17 protein-coding genes are annotated in these 19841 nt (G+C 65.4%); all 17 read right to left on the minus strand.

From position 1 onward, the window contains the following. Window positions 1-107 precede the first annotated feature (107 nt). Window positions 108-2537, minus strand: a complete 2430-nt coding sequence (locus tag GII31_RS19565) for a CaiB/BaiF CoA transferase family protein (RefSeq protein WP_213250742.1) — start codon at window positions 2535-2537, stop codon at window positions 108-110. A 75-nt stretch (window positions 2538-2612) separates the two neighbouring features. Beyond that, on the minus strand, window positions 2613-4052 hold the full coding sequence (locus GII31_RS19570; protein ID WP_213245026.1) for an aldehyde dehydrogenase: 1440 nt from the start codon (window positions 4050-4052) through the stop codon (window positions 2613-2615). Window positions 4053-4068: 16 nt separating this feature from the next. Further along, window positions 4069-5262, minus strand: a complete 1194-nt coding sequence (locus tag GII31_RS19575) for a thiolase C-terminal domain-containing protein (protein ID WP_213245027.1) — start codon at window positions 5260-5262, stop codon at window positions 4069-4071. After that, window positions 5259-5687: a Zn-ribbon domain-containing OB-fold protein gene (locus tag GII31_RS19580; RefSeq protein ID WP_213245028.1), complete on the minus strand. Its 429-nt coding sequence runs from the start codon at window positions 5685-5687 to the stop codon at window positions 5259-5261. Before GII31_RS19580 ends, GII31_RS19575 begins: the two co-directional genes overlap by 4 nt. Continuing rightward, window positions 5684-6031: a hypothetical protein gene (locus GII31_RS19585; RefSeq protein ID WP_213245029.1), complete on the minus strand. Its 348-nt coding sequence runs from the start codon at window positions 6029-6031 to the stop codon at window positions 5684-5686. Before GII31_RS19585 ends, GII31_RS19580 begins: the two co-directional genes overlap by 4 nt. A gap of 61 nt (window positions 6032-6092) precedes the next feature. After that, window positions 6093-7580: an acetyl-CoA acetyltransferase gene (locus tag GII31_RS19590; RefSeq protein WP_213245030.1), complete on the minus strand. Its 1488-nt coding sequence runs from the start codon at window positions 7578-7580 to the stop codon at window positions 6093-6095. Between the two features lie 85 nt (window positions 7581-7665). After that, entirely contained in the window at window positions 7666-8799 is a 1134-nt protein-coding gene (locus tag GII31_RS19595) for an ABC transporter ATP-binding protein (RefSeq protein ID WP_246221962.1), read from the minus strand. 42 nt (window positions 8800-8841) lie between these two features. Continuing rightward, complete coding sequence (locus GII31_RS19600; RefSeq protein ID WP_213245031.1) at window positions 8842-9714, minus strand: hypothetical protein; 873 nt, start codon at window positions 9712-9714, stop codon at window positions 8842-8844. A gap of 1 nt (window position 9715) precedes the next feature. Then, a complete protein-coding gene (locus GII31_RS19605) occupies window positions 9716-10684 on the minus strand; it encodes an MlaD family protein (protein ID WP_213245032.1) in 969 nt (322 codons plus the stop codon). Beyond that, complete coding sequence (locus tag GII31_RS19610; RefSeq protein ID WP_246221963.1) at window positions 10681-11796, minus strand: MlaD family protein; 1116 nt, start codon at window positions 11794-11796, stop codon at window positions 10681-10683. Before GII31_RS19610 ends, GII31_RS19605 begins: the two co-directional genes overlap by 4 nt. Then, window positions 11793-12902, minus strand: a complete 1110-nt coding sequence (locus tag GII31_RS19615) for an MlaD family protein (RefSeq protein ID WP_213245033.1) — start codon at window positions 12900-12902, stop codon at window positions 11793-11795. Before GII31_RS19615 ends, GII31_RS19610 begins: the two co-directional genes overlap by 4 nt. A gap of 1 nt (window position 12903) precedes the next feature. Next, window positions 12904-13887 carry an MlaD family protein gene (locus tag GII31_RS19620; RefSeq protein ID WP_213245034.1) on the minus strand — a complete coding sequence of 328 codons (984 nt, stop codon included), beginning with the start codon at window positions 13885-13887 and terminating at the stop codon, window positions 12904-12906. After that, window positions 13884-14900, minus strand: coding sequence for an MlaD family protein (locus GII31_RS19625; protein WP_213245035.1), 1017 nt, complete (start codon window positions 14898-14900; stop codon window positions 13884-13886). The genes GII31_RS19620 and GII31_RS19625 overlap by 4 nt, the downstream gene beginning before the upstream one ends. A gap of 1 nt (window position 14901) precedes the next feature. Then, window positions 14902-16104 carry an MlaD family protein gene (locus tag GII31_RS19630; protein WP_246221964.1) on the minus strand — a complete coding sequence of 401 codons (1203 nt, stop codon included), beginning with the start codon at window positions 16102-16104 and terminating at the stop codon, window positions 14902-14904. 1 nt (window position 16105) lies between these two features. Next, entirely contained in the window at window positions 16106-16894 is a 789-nt protein-coding gene (locus GII31_RS19635) for an MlaE family ABC transporter permease (protein WP_213250747.1), read from the minus strand. A 126-nt stretch (window positions 16895-17020) separates the two neighbouring features. After that, entirely contained in the window at window positions 17021-17896 is an 876-nt protein-coding gene (locus GII31_RS19640) for an ABC transporter permease (protein WP_213245036.1), read from the minus strand. 152 nt (window positions 17897-18048) lie between these two features. Beyond that, entirely contained in the window at window positions 18049-19440 is a 1392-nt protein-coding gene (locus GII31_RS19645) for an aldehyde dehydrogenase family protein (RefSeq protein ID WP_213245037.1), read from the minus strand. Window positions 19441-19841: the final 401 nt, after the last annotated feature.

Consider the following 19841-nt stretch of genomic DNA (forward strand, 5'->3'; position numbering starts at 1 on the left):
GAAACCCCGCAAGCCGACAATGTTCGCCCCACCGGCGGCGAGGTGGGGGGTACCTCAAGCGGCGAGGTGGGGTGCCTCGGCCGGCGAGGTGGGGAGTGTCGGGGCGGTCAGCCGGCGGTGACCGGTTCGGGGGACTCCTGCAGGATTCCGGCGTCGACGAGTCGCTCGATCTCGGTGTCGTCCAGGCTCAGCAACTCTCGCACGATCTCCCGGGTCTGCTCGCCGGCGAGCGGGGCGGGACGCAGCGGGGCGTCGGGAACCGTCTGGAAGTGCGCGACGCGCGACGCCGTGGGCAGCGATGCCGGCAACAGGGGATGTTCAAGGCTGGTGTAGGCCGATCGGGCCACCAGCTGGGGGTCGACGAGCAGCTCGGGCAGCCGCTTCATCGCCGCGGCCGGTACACCGGCATCCTGCAACGCCGTCATCGCCTCGGTCGGCGTGCGCTGCGACAACCATTGCACCAGTGGCGCTTGCGCGGCGCTCCGGTTCGCGATGCGTCCGGCGGCGGTGGCCAGCTCCGCATCGGTGACGAGGTCGGCACGGCCGATCACCGCGCACAACCGGCCCCAGTCGGAGTCGTCACGCACGCTCACCACGCACCACTCGTCATCGCCCGCGCACGCGAACACCCCGGACGGTGCGGCGAACGGGTCGTCGTTCCCGGTGACCGCGACCGAGCCGGGTGCCAGTGATTCGCTGACGAGGTGTTCGCCGAGCTGCATGATCGCGGTATCGGCCTGCGCCACATCGATATGCGCGCCGCGCCCCGAGCGCTCGCGTGCGACGAGCACCGCGAGAACCGTGGCGGCGCTCACCTGGGCGGCGATGTGGTCGGGATAGACCGTGGACCCGTCGCACAGCCCCCGGTAGGCGCCGTCGTACCGCCACAGATCCGATACGCCGCAGGCCGCCCGGACCAGCGGGCCGTACCCCAGTCGCGTACTCCACGGGCCGACACTGCCGAAGGCACTGCTCTCGGCGACGATGATCTTGTCGTTGATCACCGAAAGATCCTCGTAGGAAATACCCATCGACGTGAGTGTGCCGGGTTTGAAGTTGGCCAGCACCACATCGGCGGAGGCGGCCAGCTCACGGAAAATCTGTTTGCCTTCGGGTTCGCGCAGGTTCAAGCCGATCGAGCGGCGGTTGCGATGTCCCCAAGCCACCGATGCGGCCAGTGCCGCACCTCGTTTGGACTGGCGCAGACCGTCGGGGAACGCCGCGTTCTCCACCTTGATGACGTCGGCTCCGTTGTCGGCGAACTGGCGGCCGAGTTCGGCCCCGAACACGATCACGCCGAGATCGAGGACCCGGAGCCCGTCGAACGGCCGGGCGGCCTCGTCGCCGATCACCGATTCCGCTGTGGCATCGGCCGATTCCGAATCCGCCGGATTCAGTGATTCGCTACTCAGCAGTTCGTTGTTGTGCTGTCCGACGGCCGGTGCCGGATGCCGCCACCCGGCGCGGTGGCCGTCGATGGTGGCGTACCCGGCCGGCACCCGCGCGGTGACACCGGCGGCGAGCTGTTCGTCGGTGAAGACGCCGGAGCGGCCGTAGTGTTCGGCGGTGAGCACCTCCCCCACCGCGAGCACCCCGCCGATCGGGATGCCACGCGTGGCACCCTCGGCGACCAGTTGGTCACGGGTGTACGAGGCGAACAGCTTCTCGATGAGCGGGTGCAGCCGATCGGCGGCGCCGAACCGCCCCGGAATCGTGTCGTACACCGGGTCGGCGAACTCCGCGGGTTCACCGAGCCACGAGAACATAGACCGCCATTGACGTTTCGCCAGCAGGCAGATCCGGACGCGGCCGTCGGCGCAGTCGAACACGGGGTAGAAGTCGGCGGCATCGGGCCGCCCACGCGGGAAGTCGACCTTGCGGCCGGCGGCCGCCGACCCCTGGACGCCGAAGCCGGGGTCGAAGCCGTGCACGATCACTTCGAATGCGGATATGTCGACGAGTTGCCCCCGGCCCGTGTGCAGCCGCGAGTAGTACGCGAGCAGGGCCGACCATGCGGCGTGTGTGCCGACCGCGTACTCGACCAGCCCGGCGGGCGGCAGCAGCGGTTCACGTCCGGGTTCGCCCGAGCGCGAGAGCACGCCGCTGAGCGCGTAGATCACCGATTCGGTTGCGGCCCATTCCCGGTACGGTCCGGTGCGCCCGAAGCCGGTCACCGTCACCGCGACCAGGGCGGGGTTGGCCACGAGCAGTTCGGCGGGATCGACGTCCGAGCCCGCGACCCCGTCCGGTCGCGGCGAGTCGATCAGGATGTCGGCACCGCGCACCAGCTCGATGAGCCGGCGCCTGCCCTCGGCCGCCGTGAGATCGAGTGCCACACCGCGCTTATTGGCGTTGCGCAGGGCGAACGGGATACTGATGCCCTCGTGGAACGGCGCGGTGCCCCGCGAGTACGACCCGGCCTCGGGCTCGACCCGGACCACATCGGCGCCGAGATCGGCGAGGAAGCGGCCCGCGGACTCGGCGAGTCCGTCGGTCAGGTCGAGGACCCGCACTCCGCGCAGCGGAAGTGCCGCCATCTCATTGTCGTTCATCGGCTTCTCTCCGGGGACTGTTGGTGGGGATCAGCAATGTTCCGCCTCAGGGCGGCATTGTCAGCTGGTGGCGAAGTAGACCGATTTCGCGGTCAGATAGGGCGCCAGGCCCTCGGGTCCGAGTTCGCGGCCCAGCCCCGACGCCTTGACACCGCCGAACGGTGAGGCGAAGTCGAGGGCGTAGTGGTTGACCCCGATCGTGCCGGTCTCGATCCGCGCGGCCACCGCCAGTCCGTGCTCTTCGTCGGCGGTCCAGATGGTGCCGCCGAGCCCGTACGGCGAGTCGTTGGCGATCCGCACCGCCTCGTCCTCGTCGTCGTAGCCGGTGATGGTCAGTACCGGGCCGAAGATCTCCTCTTGCGCGATGCGGGCGGAGTTGTCGACGTCGGCGAACACGGTGGGTTCGACGAACCAGCCCTGTGCCTGCGCCTGCGGCGTCCCACCGCCGGTGGTGATCGGGAATCCCTCGGACCGGCCCGACTCGATGAAACCGAGTACCCGGTCCCGTTGCGCCGCACTGACCAGCGGCCCGATGGCGGTCGTCCTGTCGAGCGGGTCGCCGATGGACAGCGCCGCGACCGTGTCGGTCACCGCCGACACCACCTCGTGCCAGCGGGCGCGGGGTGCCAGGATGCGGGTGCTGGCGTGGCAGGTCTGGCCGTTGTTGGCCAGGGACACCTCGGGCAGTGCCCGCACGAAGGTGTCGAGGTCGGCGTCGGGCAACACGATCGACGCCGATTTGCCGCCGAGCTCGAGCGTCACCGGACGCAGCAGTCCGCCGCACATCTGGCCGATGGCCCGCCCCGCACCGGTCGATCCGGTGAAGGCCACCTTGTCGATACCGGGATGCGCCACCAGATAGGCGCTTTCGTCGCGATCCGCGGGTACGACGTTGATCACCCCGGCCGGCAGCCCGGCGTCGAGTGCGGCGTCGGCGAACGCGTAGGCGTCCAGCGCCGTCTCGGGGGCCGGTTTGAGAACAACGGTGCAGCCGGCGGCGAGCGCGGGCCCGATCTTCATCGCGGCCAGTGCCTGCGGATAGTTCCACGGGGTGATCGCGGCGACCACGCCGACGGGTTCGCGGCGCACCACGGTGCGGCCGCCGAACACGCTGGCCCTGGTGTCCTGGTCGGCGCTGTCCCGGATCAGTCGCGCGTAGTAGGCGATAATCGAGGCTGGAGCGATGCCGTTGGCGCCCTTGGACAGCGAGATCGGCATGCCGTTCTCGCGGCTGACCAGTTCGGCGGTATCGCGCCCGCGTGCCCGCAGGGCGCCCGCGTAGGCGTCGAGCAGGTCCGCGCGCGCATCGTGGCTCAGCGAGCGCCACGGACCGTCGAACGCCGTTCGCGCCGCCACGACGGCCGCGTCGATGTCGGATCGCGCGGCCAGCGCCGCGGATCCGAGCGGTTTCTCGGTAGCCGCCTCGATCACGGTGAAGTGCGCCGGGGTCGACGGGGTGGTCCAGGATCCACCGATGAACAGGTGGGGCCGATCGGACATCGTGGGCTCCTTGCGATCAGCCCTCACGGAGGGCGGCGGAATTGCTGAACAGGACCGACGACACGAGCGGTGCCATCGGTCCGCCGATGAACAGGGACGTTTGGGCTCCGGCGACCTGATTGGTGGAGGTACCGCGAATCTGGCGGACGGCCTCGACCGCCAGGTTGAGGCCGTTGACGAAGGCATCGGCCAGATTGCCGCCGCTGGTGTTGACCGGCAGCTTGCCGTTCGGGGCGGTCAGGTTGTCGACGGTGAGGACGGCGCCGGCAGCCTCGCCCGGCGGGCACAGCCCGTGGTCGATGAGCGCGGCGACGGCGGGTCCGGAGAAGTTCTCGTACACCTGCACAACGTCGACATCATCGGGACCCAGTCCCGCCGATGACCACAGCCGCTCGGCCACACCGGGTTTGCCGTTGTTGGCGGCGCCGAAGCCCGCGGTCGAATAGTGGGCGTCGTTGTCAATGCTCTCGCTGTAGCCGCCCGGTGCGCCCTGCGCGCCGGCCAGGATGTACGCGGGATCGGCACGCAGGTCACGGGCGCGTTCGGCCGAGACCAGGATCAGGGCGACAGCACCGTCGCTTTCGCGGGAGCAGTCGAACAGGTGAAACGGTTCGGCGATCAGCCGCGAGGAGTCGTAGGTCTCGGCGTCGAGCGCCTTGCCGTATGCCTGGGCGGTCGGATTCTGTTGCGCGTGGTGGTATGCCGCCAGCACCAGCGATCGCAGCGCCTCGCGCGGTACCCCGTCGTGCTCGAGCATCCGCTGGGTGCGCATGGCGCAGATCTGCGCGGGCGATCCGACGCCGTGCGCCAGGAAGTGCGGCCCATAGTGGTATTTGGCGTATCCGAGCCGACCGGTGTCGGCCTGGGCCATCGCCCGGTACACAACCACCACGTCGGCCTGACCGGCGGCGATCGCGGTGGCGCCGTTGATGATCGCGGCGGCCACGCTACCGCCGCCACCGCCCCACATCATGTTGGACCAGCGCAACTCGTCGATCCCCAGAGCCGCACCGAGGATCGGCCCGTCGTTGGATCCGCCGGCGTACGAAACGAAGCCGTCGATCTCGCGGGGCGAGATGCCCGCGTCGGCGCAGGCGTCGAGAATCGCCCGCAGCGTCATCACCTGTTCGCTGTCCGGAGATTGCCCACGCCGGTAATGTCTTTCGGCGACTCCGACGACGGCGCTCGCGCCCTGGATTCCGCGCGTCATGCCTGCCCTTCCTCACGATGCCACCGCAGCAACGGCCACGGCTCATCCGGCCTGCGCTGTATTGTGCCCACAACCCGCTCCCCGATCCGCGGGGTCTGCTGAGGATCGCCTATGAGCATGCCCAGCAAGCGTCGGCCACCCGCCTGCGGAAGTTCAACCAGCACACTGATATACGGGAGTTCATCGCCCAGTTCGCTGATGTACGGATACCAGCTGCGGCTCCAGCTGTAGATGGTGCCGACCGGCTCCACGCTCTCCCAGCCGATGTCGAATCCGTAGCAGCCGGCACACACCGACTGCGGACCCCAGATCCACTCACGACACTCGGTGCATCGCTGCAGCCGGAGCTCGCCGTCGACAAGGCCGTCCCAGTACGGGCGGTCGAGTCCGTCGGCCGCCGGCCCCCAGGGCACCGTTGCCGTCACCGCGCCACCTCGTCGGCCGCGCCGCTGCCGGGGACGGGGAAGTTGGCGAGCTCGGCGGCCAGCCAGCGATCGTCGTGACGATCCCAGATCGACCGCAGCCCGATGACACCGGCCTTGGTGCGGTACACGGTCTCGCCCACCATCTGCTCACCGTCGGCGCGGACACCGATGATCTCGTAGGTCTCGATACTCCCGCGCGGGATGTCGACACCGTCGAACACCGTCGGCAGATTCGCCCGCACCATGTCGGCGAGCACCGTTTCCATGTCACCGGCGGCCACACCCGCCACATGCTTTTCGTAGATGCCCCGAAACGTCTCTATCTCGTTGCCATTGCTTGTCATTCGACCACCATCCTGCATCGACCCCCGTTGCGTTAAACCTTACGTCATTAGATATATGCGATCAAGACAGCACCGCGTCGCCGGCCTCGCCGACACGAACGTCCCGGCCCGCGACGTCCTCACCGGCGAACGCCGCCAGGTCGTCGGCGTCGGTGACCACCGCGAGCACCCGTTCTCCGGAGCGCGGTGCGGCCGCCACGAAAGCCTTCTCGGGCAGTCCATCCCGGCCGTACACCACGGTCCATGATTCGACGCGGGCGGTGCCGGCGTAGGAGATCATCTCTGTGGTCACCGGTTCGGCATCGACCAGATTCTGGACGTCATGGCGGGAGAACCCGGACTCCGGCGGCGTCGTCGAGTAGATCCCGAAGGCGTGCTTGGTGAGATAACCGCTGTTGGCGGTCACCAGCCCGTACGAGCCCGGATTCTCCCGCAGTCTCGTGGCAACCGTGGCGATCGCGTGAGTGCTGTAGTTGTTCCACGGACCGCCGGCGAAGGTGAGGCCACCGGTACAGGTGAGCGGCCGGGCCGGATCATCGATCGGCAGACCGATCTCCGCCGCGGCGATCGCCACCGCGGAGGGGAAGCATGAATAGACGTCGACGAACTCGATGTCCCCAAGACCGAGGCCGGCCACCGCCAATGCCTCACGTGCCCCGATCCGGATGGCCGGTGAACGATCGAGGGCCCCGCGGGCCGCGATCGCGTCCGTGTCGTGAGACTCCGTACCCACCTGCGGGAACACCCAGGTCGCCGGATCGATCCCCAGCTCTCGCGCCGTGCCCACCGAACACATCAGCAGGGCCGCGCCCTGATCGACCATGTTGTTGGAGTTGAGCAGTTTCGGGTACGGCGAGGCGATCATCCGGTTGCCCGGCGAGACGGTGATCAGTTCGTCGGCGCCGTATTCCTTCTGCGTCCAGGCCTTGGGATTGCCGGCCGCGACCTTGCTGAACGCGGACCACAGCCGGCCCATCTCCTGAGCGTGATCGGCGATGGAGTTGCCCGCCGAGATCCGGCGCGCCTGCTCAAACAGCGGATACACGTACGACGGGCGGTCGATCCCGATCCGCCGTTCGCTCTCGGCTTCCATCGGCACGTCCGGGACGACGATATGCGCCTGCCCGACCGTCTCGTCCTGCTTGGTCCATTCCGGCCGTTCCCCGGCCGCCCTCAGCTTCATCCGGGTACGCCAGGACTCGGCACCGCCGAGCAGGACCACATCGGCCCGGCCCGCGAGGATGTCCTGCGCCGCCGCGTTGACCATGACCTGCGGGGTGCTGCCGCCGTTGCCGGAATACCCGGTCCGGCGCAGCGCACCGGCGGCCCCGATACGCTCACCCACCAACAGACCCGGGTCGCGGTAGCGCCAGGACAGCAGACCGACCACCCACACGGTGTCGACCTGCTCCAGCAGCCGAGCCGAACCGGCTTCGGCGGCCGCCTCGCGGGCGGCCGAGACCATCAAGTCGACCGGCTCGATGCCGCCGTCGCGCGCGTTGATCTGGCCGCCGCCGACCAGGACCGGGGTTCGCGGGTCAAGGGTCATGGGCTGCTTCCCTCCGTCGGTACGCGATGCCCGGACGTTCCGGGACAGCTCATAATCTAATGTTAGTAGATTATATGAGGTCCGGTCAGCCGCGCCGAACCGCTCCGAAGCTCTCGGTCGGCGCCTGCGACCACTCGTCGATCGGTGCGGCGTGCACCCCGCCGCGGGCGTTGTCGACAGCCACTCCGGCGGCGTGCGCCTGCGCCAACTCGGCCCGATTCTGCGCCTTGATCTCATCCTCCTGCGCCATCGACCGCACAATCGCCTCCTGCGCATTCGGCGGCAACGTATGCAACATCTCATGCACCCGCGCACGATGCCGAATCGCCGCCTGCCGCTCCGGCATACCCGGATTCGGCTGCACCTGCGGAATGATCTCCGTGAAATCATCCTTCGTACCACCACCGGAAATACCCGCGGCCTGCATCGCCGCCTCCGCAGCCGCCACCGCCTCGTCCTTCTCCTCCGACATACCGATCGGACCAAACCGATCACCGGACAAGAACTGCTTCACCACCGGCTGCTCCGACGTCAACAACTGCTCACGCGGACCAAACATCACCAACTCCTTCCGGAACAACATCCCAATATTGTCCGGAATCGTCCGCGCGATATTGATATTGTGCGTCACAATCAAAATCGTCGCATCAATCGTCGCATTGATATCGATCAACAACTGCGAAATATAAGCCGTACGCACCGGATCCAAACCCGAATCCGGCTCATCACACAAAATGATCTGCGGATCCAACACCAACGCCCGCGCCAAGCCGGCACGCTTACGCATACCACCGGAAATCTCACCCGGCAGCTTATCCTCCGCCCCCAACAGACCGACCATGTCGACCTTCTCCATCACGATCCGACGAACCTCGTCCTCCTTCTTCTTCGTATGCTCACGAAGAGGGAACGCGATATTGTCATACAACGACATCGAACCGAACAGCGCACCATCCTGAAACAGCACACCGAACAACTTACGAATCTCGTACAACTCCTTCGCCGAACACTGCGTGATATCAGTGCCATCGATGACCACCGACCCCTGCTCCGGATGCAGCAGACCGATCAACGTCTTCAAAAACACCGACTTACCCGTACCCGAAGGCCCCAACAACGCACTGACCTCACCCGTCGGCAACGTCAACGTCACATCACGCCAAATATTCTGCGACCCGAACGACTTGGTAAGCCCGGAGACACTGACCTCTACACCCACTGCTATTTCCTTCCGATGTCAGCAATCACATACCGGCGGCACTCAATTGCCGGGTGTGCCCTGGTTCTGCCCGTTCTGCGTCTGCTGATCCGGGGTCTGCTGGTTCTGAGTCTGCTGGTTCTGGTTGCCGGCCGAGGGAGCCTGGCCGTCCGTGCTCGCGCCGTCGGCGTCGAGATTGGTGCCGTTGCTGGTGATCGCGGTGATCTTCCAGTCCTGGCCCTTGTCGATGGTCAGTTTGTAGGTGGCGGTGGTGTCGATGCCCGACGCCGACGTCTGCACGTTCTTGGTCACGATCTGCACAAAGGCGTCGACCTGGTAAACGTCACCATCCACCGACGACACCTTCGCGGTGATGGGTGCGGACGTCGACGACCACTGCATCGGACGCAGCAACTGCTCCATCTGGCTCGCGGCGTTACGCAGCTTGGCCGACAGCTCCGGCGTGGTGTTCGCGGTCAGCCGCGTCAACCAGCCCTGCGTGTCCTCATAGCTCATGTTCGCCGCGCCGGTGGCGTAGTCGAGCGCCACCTCCTCGGCGTGCGCCTTGTCCTTCGCCGCCGATTTCAAATCGTCGACCTGTCCTGATTTGTCCACCACCAGCCAAATCAGGACCGCGCCGATGACGACAGCGGCCACCGCACCAAGTCCGACCGCCAGCGATGTCACCGACAGGGTCAGCGTGCCCGATCTCCGCCCGCTCGCGGCGGGATCGGACCCGGCGGCAGACTTCTTCGACTCGGGACTTGCAGACTCGGTGCTCTTTGAATCTGGGCTCTTTGAATCTGGGCTCGTCGAATCGGGACCGGCGGACGTGGTGGCCTCGCCGGATTCCCCGGCGTCGGATTCGTGGTCTGTGCTGTCCGCTGCCATGTCCTCGATCTCCTCCGGTGCGCGGGTGTCGATGACACTCTTCATGTCAGCGACCTCCTGTGTTGTTGGGCTGGGCGATTCTGATCGTAAGCGCACCCCCATTGGCGGAGGCGATGAGTTGATCGAGCAACTTGCCGGTGTCGATGGTGCGCAGCGACGCCGCTCCCGCCGAGGTCAGCGGCAACAGATTGTCGCCGATGACCTTGATGTCGCCGGAACTGCCGTCGAGGAACTTCTGCAGCATCGCCACCAGGGGGGTCGCGCCCTCGTTGATACCGATGACCATCGGCCCCGACCAGTCGATCGCATCCTTGACGCCGTGCGTCATGTAGGTGAACATCGCGGTGAAGTCGTACACCTTGGGGGTCAGCTCCCGCAGATCCTGCGGCAGCGGCCCCGAACGCATCAGCAGCGGCTGCATGGTCTGCAACAGGGTCCGCAGCGAATCCTGATTGCGCAGCAATTGCTTGGTCATCGCAGTCCCGGCCTTGTTGAGGTTGTCGAGCACCTCGATGTCCTCGGGAAGTCCGGCGTCGAGTTCCCGGAACACGTCCTGCACCTTGTCGGCATCCACCTGGGTGAGGATCTTGGTCACCTGCTCGGACAAATCCTTGAAGGTCGAGGTCACCTCCACCTGACCGGTATCGACCTGGGCGTTGTTCTGCAGGTACGGTCCGGTCGTGGCCGTCGGCAACACCGACACATACGCCTCACCGAGTGCCGACAGATTGTCCACCCGGTACCGGCTGGCGACCGGAATCTTCGTCGATTTGCCGTAGTCCCAGGTGATCCGGGCGCCCTCGACGCTCTGTGAGATGTCGGTGACGTGACCGATCTCTATACCCCGGAGCAGAACCCGTGAACCCACCAGGATTCCGTTGGTATCCGGCACGGTGATCGTCGCATGTTTGGCGCCGATCGTCTTGATGTGCAGGCCGACGTTGAAGATGTACATGATCGACACCCCCAGGATGACCAGCATTGCCAGCACCGACACCCGAGTTTTCGTGATCATCGGATGACCCCCAGAATCCGCAGCACCGAGACGGTGTCGCCAAGCAATTGCTTATTACTCCCCGATGCCTTCACAGACGTGACCGTCACCTTGGGATTCTTCAGGAACGGCAGCAGGGTGTCGCTGATGAAGCTGTTGGTCGCCTTCACCGTCCCGCCGCCGGCCGGCCACATCGGATTGGCCGTTTCAAGCATCTCGGCGACCGAGTTGAGCAGCGGCGTGGCCCACAGACCACCGGTGAAGATCGAACCCACCGACGGCAGCAGCGTGGCGATGTGACGCAGCAAGGTGTGCGCGACGGTCTTGAAGAAGTGCACCCCGTCGTCGGAGAAGACATTCTTGATGTAAGCGTCGCCGGCCGGGAACGACCTGGCCACGTTGTCCAGTCCGTACAGGGTCCGGTCGATCTCGTCGGTGTTGTCGGCGAGATCGTCCAGGTCCTTGGCCACCGTGGTCGCCAGCCTGCGCACATCGCGCACCTTCGGCAGCACCTTGTTAAGAGTACCCATCGTGTCCTGGACCTTCTGGATGGTTCCGCCGTTCACGAAGTAGGCCAGGACCGCGATCGTGTCCTCCAGCGTGGGCGGTGAGGTGGTCCGATCCTGCGGGATGACCGAACCATCGCGCAGGTACTCGGTCGACACCGCGTTCGTGTCCGGTGTCAGCGCGAGGTAGGTGTCACCCAGTGGCGTGTTCTGCCGGATGACGGCCGACGAGTTGGCGGGCACCGGACGGGATTTGGTGAGACCGACGACCACATCGACGCCGTCGGCGGTCTCGTTCAGGGCGCTGACGCGACCGACCTGCAGGCCGTTCATCATCACGTCGGCGCCGGTGGGGAGATTGAGCACGCTGGCGAACTTCAGCGTCACGCTGTAGTCGTTGCTGACGCCGGCCTTCACCGACGGCAGCCGGTTCGGGCTCAACGCGCAGCCGCTGGTCGCCATGAGCGCGGCGACAACAACCCCCAACGCCACCATGATTCGGGCGATGTGTCGCGAATTGCCCTTGCGGGCATGCGAACTCTCTCCTACGCCCCGGTTCTGGCGCGTGTTCAGGGTCTTGTTCAACTCCCCCTGAACCTCTTTCTTCGCCGACGGCGTGTCATTCATCGGATGCCTGCCTTCTGCAAGACGAGGGTGACGAGGTTGGTCGCGTCCACTGTGCCGTTGGCGGTATCGCAGGCCTTGCCCGCGGCGGCGCACTGACGCTTGTCGAGCTTGAACGCCGGTGCCGAGTACGGGATCGACAGGCCACCGGTGGTCGATGTCTGCTGCTTGAGCGCATCGGCGATCGCCGGCGACAGATTCGACAGATCCTGAGCCCAGCCGGGAGCCCGGTTCTTGGCGATATCATGCAGTTCCGGCGGAGCCAGACCCAGAATCAGCGGTTCCAGCTCGTGACCGTAGTTCCGCCAGACGTCATACATCAGCGCGATCGTCCAGCCGATGCCGCGGCAGAACCGCGCCACGTGGTAGAACAGCTCGGTACCGAGCCCGGCGACCGTGGGCGCCTGGCCGGTGATCGACAAGATCGTGTCCCAGTTGTTCAGCGCATCGGTGGTCAGCGGCGCCATATCCCGGATTGCCGAACCGATATCGGCCGTGAAACCGTCGGGGTCCTGGGCGGCCTTGGCCGCGTTCACGTACATCGAATGCGCCTTCGCGCCGGTTCCCGAGAGCGCGGTATCGGCACCGTCGAGGGCGTTCTGCAGATCGAGTCCGCCGTTGTCGGACAGGTCCTTGAGAAAGTCCGACGCCGATCCGGCGACCTCGTTGATGTTCTTGGGGGTGAACGTGGTGGTGATGCATTGGCCCTTGCTCAGCGTCGGACCGTCGGTGTAGTTGCCGACGAGTTCCAGACTGCGGTCGGCCAGAAGCGACTTCGAGCGGGTCACGGCGGTGACGTCGGCCGGGTACGCACGACCGGAATCCAGCGAGAAGGTCACCTTCACACGGGTGCCGGCGTTCTCGATACCGGTAACCTCACCGACCCGGAATCCCATCTGGGTCACCGGGTTTCCCTTGTACAGGCCGATCGCATCGGTGAGCATGGCGCAGAATCCGCCGCCACCCTCGGCGCCCTCGGTCGTCGACCGGCCCGAGCTGATCCCCCGGCCGGCCACCACGCCGATGATCGCAGTCACGAACACCACGGCCAGGACGCCGATCAGGATCGGCTTCTTGCCACCCACGGTGGCCTTAGTCTGTGGTGTCATGTCAGCACTTCCTCCCGCGGACGGGGATGCACAGGCCGCTCAAGGACAGCTGTCCATTGCTCAACTGGCGCAGGTTCTCCGGTGTCAGGCCACCCATGAGCTTGTCCTTGAGCGCGATCAAACCGGTGATGGTCGGCTCGAATTCACTGATGATCTTGCGCAGATCGGCCAGCAGAGAATGAATCTGCGGAGCCAGCTGGTCACTGTTCACCAGGTACAGGCGGAATGAGGGGCCGAGCCTGTACAGCACGCTGGAAAACAGCGTGTAGGCGTAGTTGAATCCCGCGGAATTGATGTGATAAGTGGTCACGACGGAATCGATCTTCTTGACCAGATCGAACACGAAGTCCCGATTGTTGTTGAAGGTACCCAGGTACTCCGAGGCCAGCCGGGCGATCTGATGGATCTGAGTGCGTTGCTTGGCGAAGACCTCCGTCACCGAGTCCAGACCATCGACGATCGAGCGCAGCGACGTGGTGTTGTCACCGAACGCATCGGCGACCTGCCTGATGTTGGAATGCCAACGGGTGGTGTCTACTTCGTCGGTGGTGTCGGGTACCGCCTGGATGACGTCGCCGATGGAGTACGGGACGGTCACCCGGTCGACGGGGATCGTCGCCGACGATTCCCTTGTCCCGGAGGGGATCAGGGTGATCGCGTAACCACCGACCGGGGTCAGCATGCGGACATCGACGGTCGAGCGGTCACCGACGAAGGTGGACTTGTCGATCTTGGCTTTGACCAGCACGTGATCGGACTTGATCGCCACGTCGGTGACCTTGCCGACGACGATGCCCGCAACGCGCACGTCGACACCGGAACTCAACGATGCGGCATCGGTGACCGCGAACGACAGTTCCTTCTTTCCCGGCGGGCGCAGGTAGACCACGAAGAGCGCCACCAGCAGTGCGACGACCGTGGCGATCACCGTCAGACCGATCAGCTTCTCATTCGGCCCGTCCTTGCGGCCTTTCTTACGTTTCACGGATTGCACAGGACCACCTCACTGCCCTTGATGAAGAAGGTCGCTTCGAGCGGAATGTATACGTTCCCCTTGGAACACGGGGGTATTCCGGGCTGAAAGTCAGCCGCGGACTTGATGCCCGCCAGGGTATTCGGCATCAGCTCGAACACGCCGAGCGCCGAGGTTGCGTCCTTGAACACCGACTTGATCCGAACCTCCATGTCGGTGTCCTCCTTGATCTCGAGCGCGGCGAGGATCCGCTCGAGTGGTTCGAACAGGGCCGGGCCGGCGCTGGCGGTGACGGCGAACTCGTCCAGCACCGTCATCGCGGCACTCATCGGCTCGTCCACGGCCTGCAGGAACCCTATGACGTTCTCGTTGCGTCCACCCATCGACTCGGTGATGCGGGCGAGGTTGCCGGTAAGCGTGGAGATCAGCTGCTGCCGGTTCTTGGCGTATTTGGTCAGCTTCTGCGTGCTGTCGAGCATCGGTCCCAGACCGCCGCCATCACCCTGCAGGAGCGCGATCGCGTTCTCGCTGAACTGGTTGATGTCCTTGGCGTTCATGGTCACCAGTACCGGCTGCAGACCGTTGAACAGCCGGGTGATGTCGAACGAGGGCACCGTCCGCTCGGTCGGGACGTGACTGACCCGCCGACCGTTCCCCTCCCCCGGCCGGACGTCCACATACCGGACGCCGGTCAGGTTCTGGTACTTGATGGCCAACGAGGTGGTGTCGGTGATGACGTGATCGGTGTCGAGGGTGAACTCCACATGTGCGAGCGGCGTGGACTTGTCGGCCCCCTGCTTGAGTTCGACACTGGTCACCTTGCCGACCCGCTTGCCGCGGAACCGCACGTCACCATTCGGGTGCAGACCCGAGGCATCGGTGAAATCGGCGCTGTAGCTGCGGGTGTCGACGTCGACCGGGTTGCGCATCGCGTTGACCACCAGGATGAACAGCAGGACGGTGATCACGGCGATACCGATGACCTTGACGCCGGTCTTGATATTTTGCACTCGAGGTGACGCCATGTCAGTTACCCCTTCCCGGCTGTCCGGTGGTCTGGTTCTCGGCCGTCCGCTTCTCGGCGGCGCCCGAGTAATTCGAATCGGCCTTCTTCGTGCTCGCCTTCTTCGTGCCCGCCTTCTTCATACCCACGGCGTAGTCGGAGGAGGGCCGCACGCCCACACTCGCCAGGGTCTGGGACACCGAGGGCACCGTATCGAGTACCAGTCGCAGCCGCAGCGACTGTTCCCCGGGAGGTCCGGCGAAGGCGCTCTGCAGTGCGTTCACCGCGGTGGTGAGTGTGGTCATCGATTCCGGGCCACCGAGGATGCCCGACACCGGATCGACCAGGTGCTTGATCGAGGTGACGAACGGGGTGAGTTCGGTGCTGTGGGAGCCGAGCAGCTGTCCGACCGCACCGAACAGACCGGTGGCGGCCACGGTCAGCGAATCGTCCATCAGCTTGTGATAGGCCTCGTCCACCCCGCGGGATCCGTCCGGCATCCGGTTGAAGACGCTGTTGGTGATCGAGTTCAGGCCGCGCAGTGTTTCCTTGTTGGCCTCGGGGAACACGTCGGTGATGTCGTTCATCTTGGCCAGCAGGGTGCTGGGCAGTTGCTTCTGGGTGCGCGCGACATTATCGCTGACGACGATCATGGTCTCGATCAGCGGTGCCAGGCCGGTCGCGTACCGGGTCACCTTGTCCAGGGTCGCGATCATCTCCCGGGACAGGGTTCCGTCCACCACGGTCGAGCCGTGTTCGATCATCGTCGACATGGTGAAGTCCGGGACCTTGGCCCGCGACAGGGTCTGGCCCGCGTGCAACGGCGATCCGCCGGGTTTGGCGATCAGGTTGACCGCGGTGATACCGAAGTAGTTGGCCGGACGGTAGTCGACCTCGAAGGCGTCGGTCAGGCTCTTGATCGCCTCGTCGGTCAGCACGATGTCCAGTGTCACGGTGTCCGGCGCGGTGGCGTCGACGCCCTTGACGACGCCGACTTCCGCACCGCGCAGCAACACTTTGCTTTTCGTCTTCACGCCCGGTCCGAGGGCCGGCACGACCAGTCGCAGTTCGGTGCCCGAGGGAGCGGTGATGCGCGGATACAGGACCGCGGTGCCCACGAGGGCGACCACTATGATCGCCGAGGCGATCAGACCCGCGACGGTCAGTGCCCGATTCTGCGTACTGCCGGATCCCCGGATGAAGTCTTGGTTGGTGAGCTTTGCCACGTCATCCCCTGAATGGAAGGGGCGGGTTGAGGCCCCAGATAAGCACGGTCATAAGGAAGTTGAGCAGGACGATGGCGACGAGGCTGGCCCGGATCGCCCGGCCGGAGGCCGCGCCCACGCCCGCCGGTCCACCACTGGCGAAATACCCGTAGTAGCAGTGGATCAGGGTGACGATGGCGCAGAAGATCAGCGTCTTGGCTATCGATGCGAGTAGGTCCTGCCAGGTGACGAATTGGGCGAAATAGTGGTCGTAGGTACCGGCCGGCTGATCGTGGAAGGTTTTCACGATGATGCCGCCGGTGATAAAGCTGATCACCAGTGCCAGGACGTAACTCGGCAGCACCACCAGCATGCCGCCGACGAGCCGGGTACCGACCACGAACGGAATGGCGCGCAGGCCCATCACCTCGGTGGCATCGATCTCTTCCGAGATCCGCATGGCACCGATCTCGGCGGTCATCCGGCAGCCTGCCTGAGCGGCGAAACCGATACCCGTGATGATCGGGGCGACAACCCGGATATTGCCGAACGAGCTGATGATACCCGTCAGCGCGCCGAAGCCGAGCAGGTCGAAGGCCATGAATGCCATGATCGCGACCACGGCACCGACGGCGATGCCCAGGAAGAACATCAGGCTGACCACACCGCCGTCGACGATGATCGAGCCGCTGCCCCAAGCCATGTCGTTCATGGTCTTGAGGGTCTGTTTCCGGTAGTGCCGGATGGTGGTCGGCAGCAGGGTGATCGTCTTCCAGACGAACATCCCGATCTGCCCGATCTCGGCGAACATCGCCGAGATCTTCGCGGAGATCGCCCGCCCGGCGCGGACGAGAAGTCCGCCGGGGGCCGCTATCGTTCCCGCGGGAACGCTTGTCTGTGCAAATGGTTCGGAGGAAGCTGGTTCAGGTGCCATCGTTTACGCCAATCGAGCCGGGAAGAACATGGTCTGAAGCTGGCTGACCGCGAGGTTGGTCATGAAGATGCAGAACACACTGAGGACGACCGACGCGTTCACCGCGTTGGCCACGCCTTTGGGGCCACCCTTTGCCTCAAGCCCTCGCAGGCTGGCGATGACCACGACGATGAAGGCGAACAGAATCGCCTTGACCACCGAGAAGATCAGATCGACCGGTGTGGCGAATGCGCCGAACGACTGCCAGAAACTGGCCGGAACAACGTTGTTGACGTTCGCCGAGATGGCCAGACCGGCACCGACGCCCGAGGCGATGATCATCACGCACAGGGTGGGGGCGATCAGGATCATCGCCAGGAACCGGGGAACGATCAGGCGCTGAACGGGATTGACGCCCATCACCCGCATCGCGTCGATCTCCTCCCGGATCGACCGCGCCCCGAGGTCCGAGGCGATGGCCGACGCGGCGGCACCACTCATCAGCAGCCCGGCGGCCATCGGCGCACCCTGGCTGACCACGCCCAGACCGCTGGCCGCGCCTGCCAGCGAGTTGGCGCCCACCTGGTCCATCACACCGCCCACCTGGACAGACACCTCGGCACCGATCGGCACCGCCATCAGTAGGGCCGGCAGGGCGGTGACCTTGAACATCCGCCATGTCTGGTCGATGACCTCACCACCGGCCAGCCGGAGCGAGATGCTGTCGGTGACCGAATACCTGATCATCTCGCCCGCCAGATAGGCGGAGCGCCCGATCGTGGCGATGCTCTGCGAGACCCGACCTAGGAAGCCGGAAAAGAATCGGCCGACAAATCCGAGTAGACCACCGAACCAGTCCCCCACACCGGAACGCTGCGACTCGAGCGCGACAACGCTCATTGTTTCCTCTCTTGGATTGGTACCGCGACCACCCATGGCCCCGAATACCTTGGGTGCCTGGCGTTTTCAGTGGGCCTGAGTATGAGGGCAGCTACGAGCGCACCGGAACCCCATGAAGATCCGGTTCGGGCAAGTCGGCTGCCGCCCTCGTGTCAGCCCATCACGCGACGCAGGATCGCCTGCATCGCACGACCGTACGGCGGATAGGTGACCGCCGGATCGGGCCTCGTCGACTTGCGTAGTACCGCTTTGTGATGGCTGAAAGTGTCAAATCCGTGCTTGCCGTGGTAACGGCCCATGCCAGATGCGCCGACTCCTCCGAAAGGGAGTTCGTCGACCAGGAGCTGGTAGAGCATGTGGTTGATCCCGACCGACCCCGAAGAGGTGTTCTCCAGTACCCGGCGCTCGGTCTCCCGAGATTCGGTGAAGACATATAGCGCAAGGGGTTTAGGCCGGTCATTGACGAAATCGATGGCGTCGTCGATGGTCGGCACGCTGATCAACGGCAGAATCGGGCCGAAGATCTCCTCGCGCATCAGTTGCGAATCAAGGTCGGGGTCGGTGACCAGCGCCGGCGACACGGTCAGCTTCGCGACGTTCACGCGACCGCCGATCTGATGTCCGCCGTGGCCGGCCAGTGCGTTCGCGAGCCGGTCCAGATGCCTGCGGTTCACGATCCGGGTGCTGTCGGCGGACGCCCGCGCCGGCAGTTCCTCGATCAGCCGCTCCACCAGACGCGGCCGGGCCGATTCGGTGACGATCACGTAGTCGGGCGCGATGCACGCCTGGCCGGCGTTGATCGACTTGGCCCACGCGATGCGGCGGGCGGCGACGTCGATGTCGGCATCGTCGGCGACGATCACCGGGCTCTTGCCACCGAGTTCGAGTGTGACCGGCGTGAGGTTGGCCGCGGCGCTGCGCATGATCTCGCGACCGACGGCGGTCGATCCGGTGAAGAAGATGTGGTCGACCGGGAGTGCGGTGAGCTCGCGGCTGACGGCCGCGTCGCCGGTGATCACCCGCACGGCTCCGGGGTCAAGGTAGCGGGGCAGCAGCCGGGCGATGAGCTCGGCGGTGGCGCCGGACAGCTCCGAGGGCTTGACGATCGCGGTGTTGCCCGCGGCCAGCGCGCTGACGAGCGGGTGGATCGTCAGCAGAACCGGGAAGTTCCACGCACCGATGACGAGCACGACGCCCTTGGGCTCGGGCATGGTCCAGGCCTTGCCGGGGGCGGTGGCCGCGTTGAGCGAGACCGAGGTCGGCTTCATCCAGCCGGCCAGTTTGCCGAGCGTATGCCTGATCTCGTGGCGTACCGGCGCGACATCGGCCATGAATGTCGCCATCGGACCGCGACCGATATCCTCGCCGATCGCGGCGGCGATCTCACCCTCGCACTCATCGATGAACGCGAGCAGGCCTTCCAATTGCGCCTTGCGCCATTGCAGCGAGCGGGTACGGCCGGACCGGAATGTTTCCCGGGCGGTGGCGAAGGCGTCGGCGATCCCGGCGCTACCGGTGTCGGAGGTGATTGCGGAAATGGTCATAGCACACCCTGCGTAGTTGCGGTTCGGCTCGCGTGAGCTGCGGTTTCCTTTGACTGCACCGCGACACTGAAGCCCGAAAGACAGGATGAGCATACATAGTGTATGGACGTGACGTCAATCACTCTCCCGCACCAACGCGACATACGCTACCGCTCTCTTCCTGAATCCGGCCGAGCCGTGGCCCGACCTCGCTCACACGACCATTGTGAGCCGAGCCACATCTATGGGCATTAGTTAAACTACATGAGACGAATTCTGTCAAGTGTCAGCACCCTCGTGGCAGTCCCGTACCGTCGGCACATCCGCGGCCGGCAAGTGCCGCCGCGGCTCGGGCACGAATATGACTTACGTCACGTCACTTGGATTCGACGCCGCAGGCGCGGACCGCGTGTACTGTCCAT

Origin of the sequence: Gordonia pseudamarae (assembly GCF_025273675.1) — a bacterium.
In the GTDB taxonomy this organism is placed as follows: Bacteria; Actinomycetota; Actinomycetes; order Mycobacteriales; family Mycobacteriaceae; genus Gordonia; species Gordonia pseudamarae.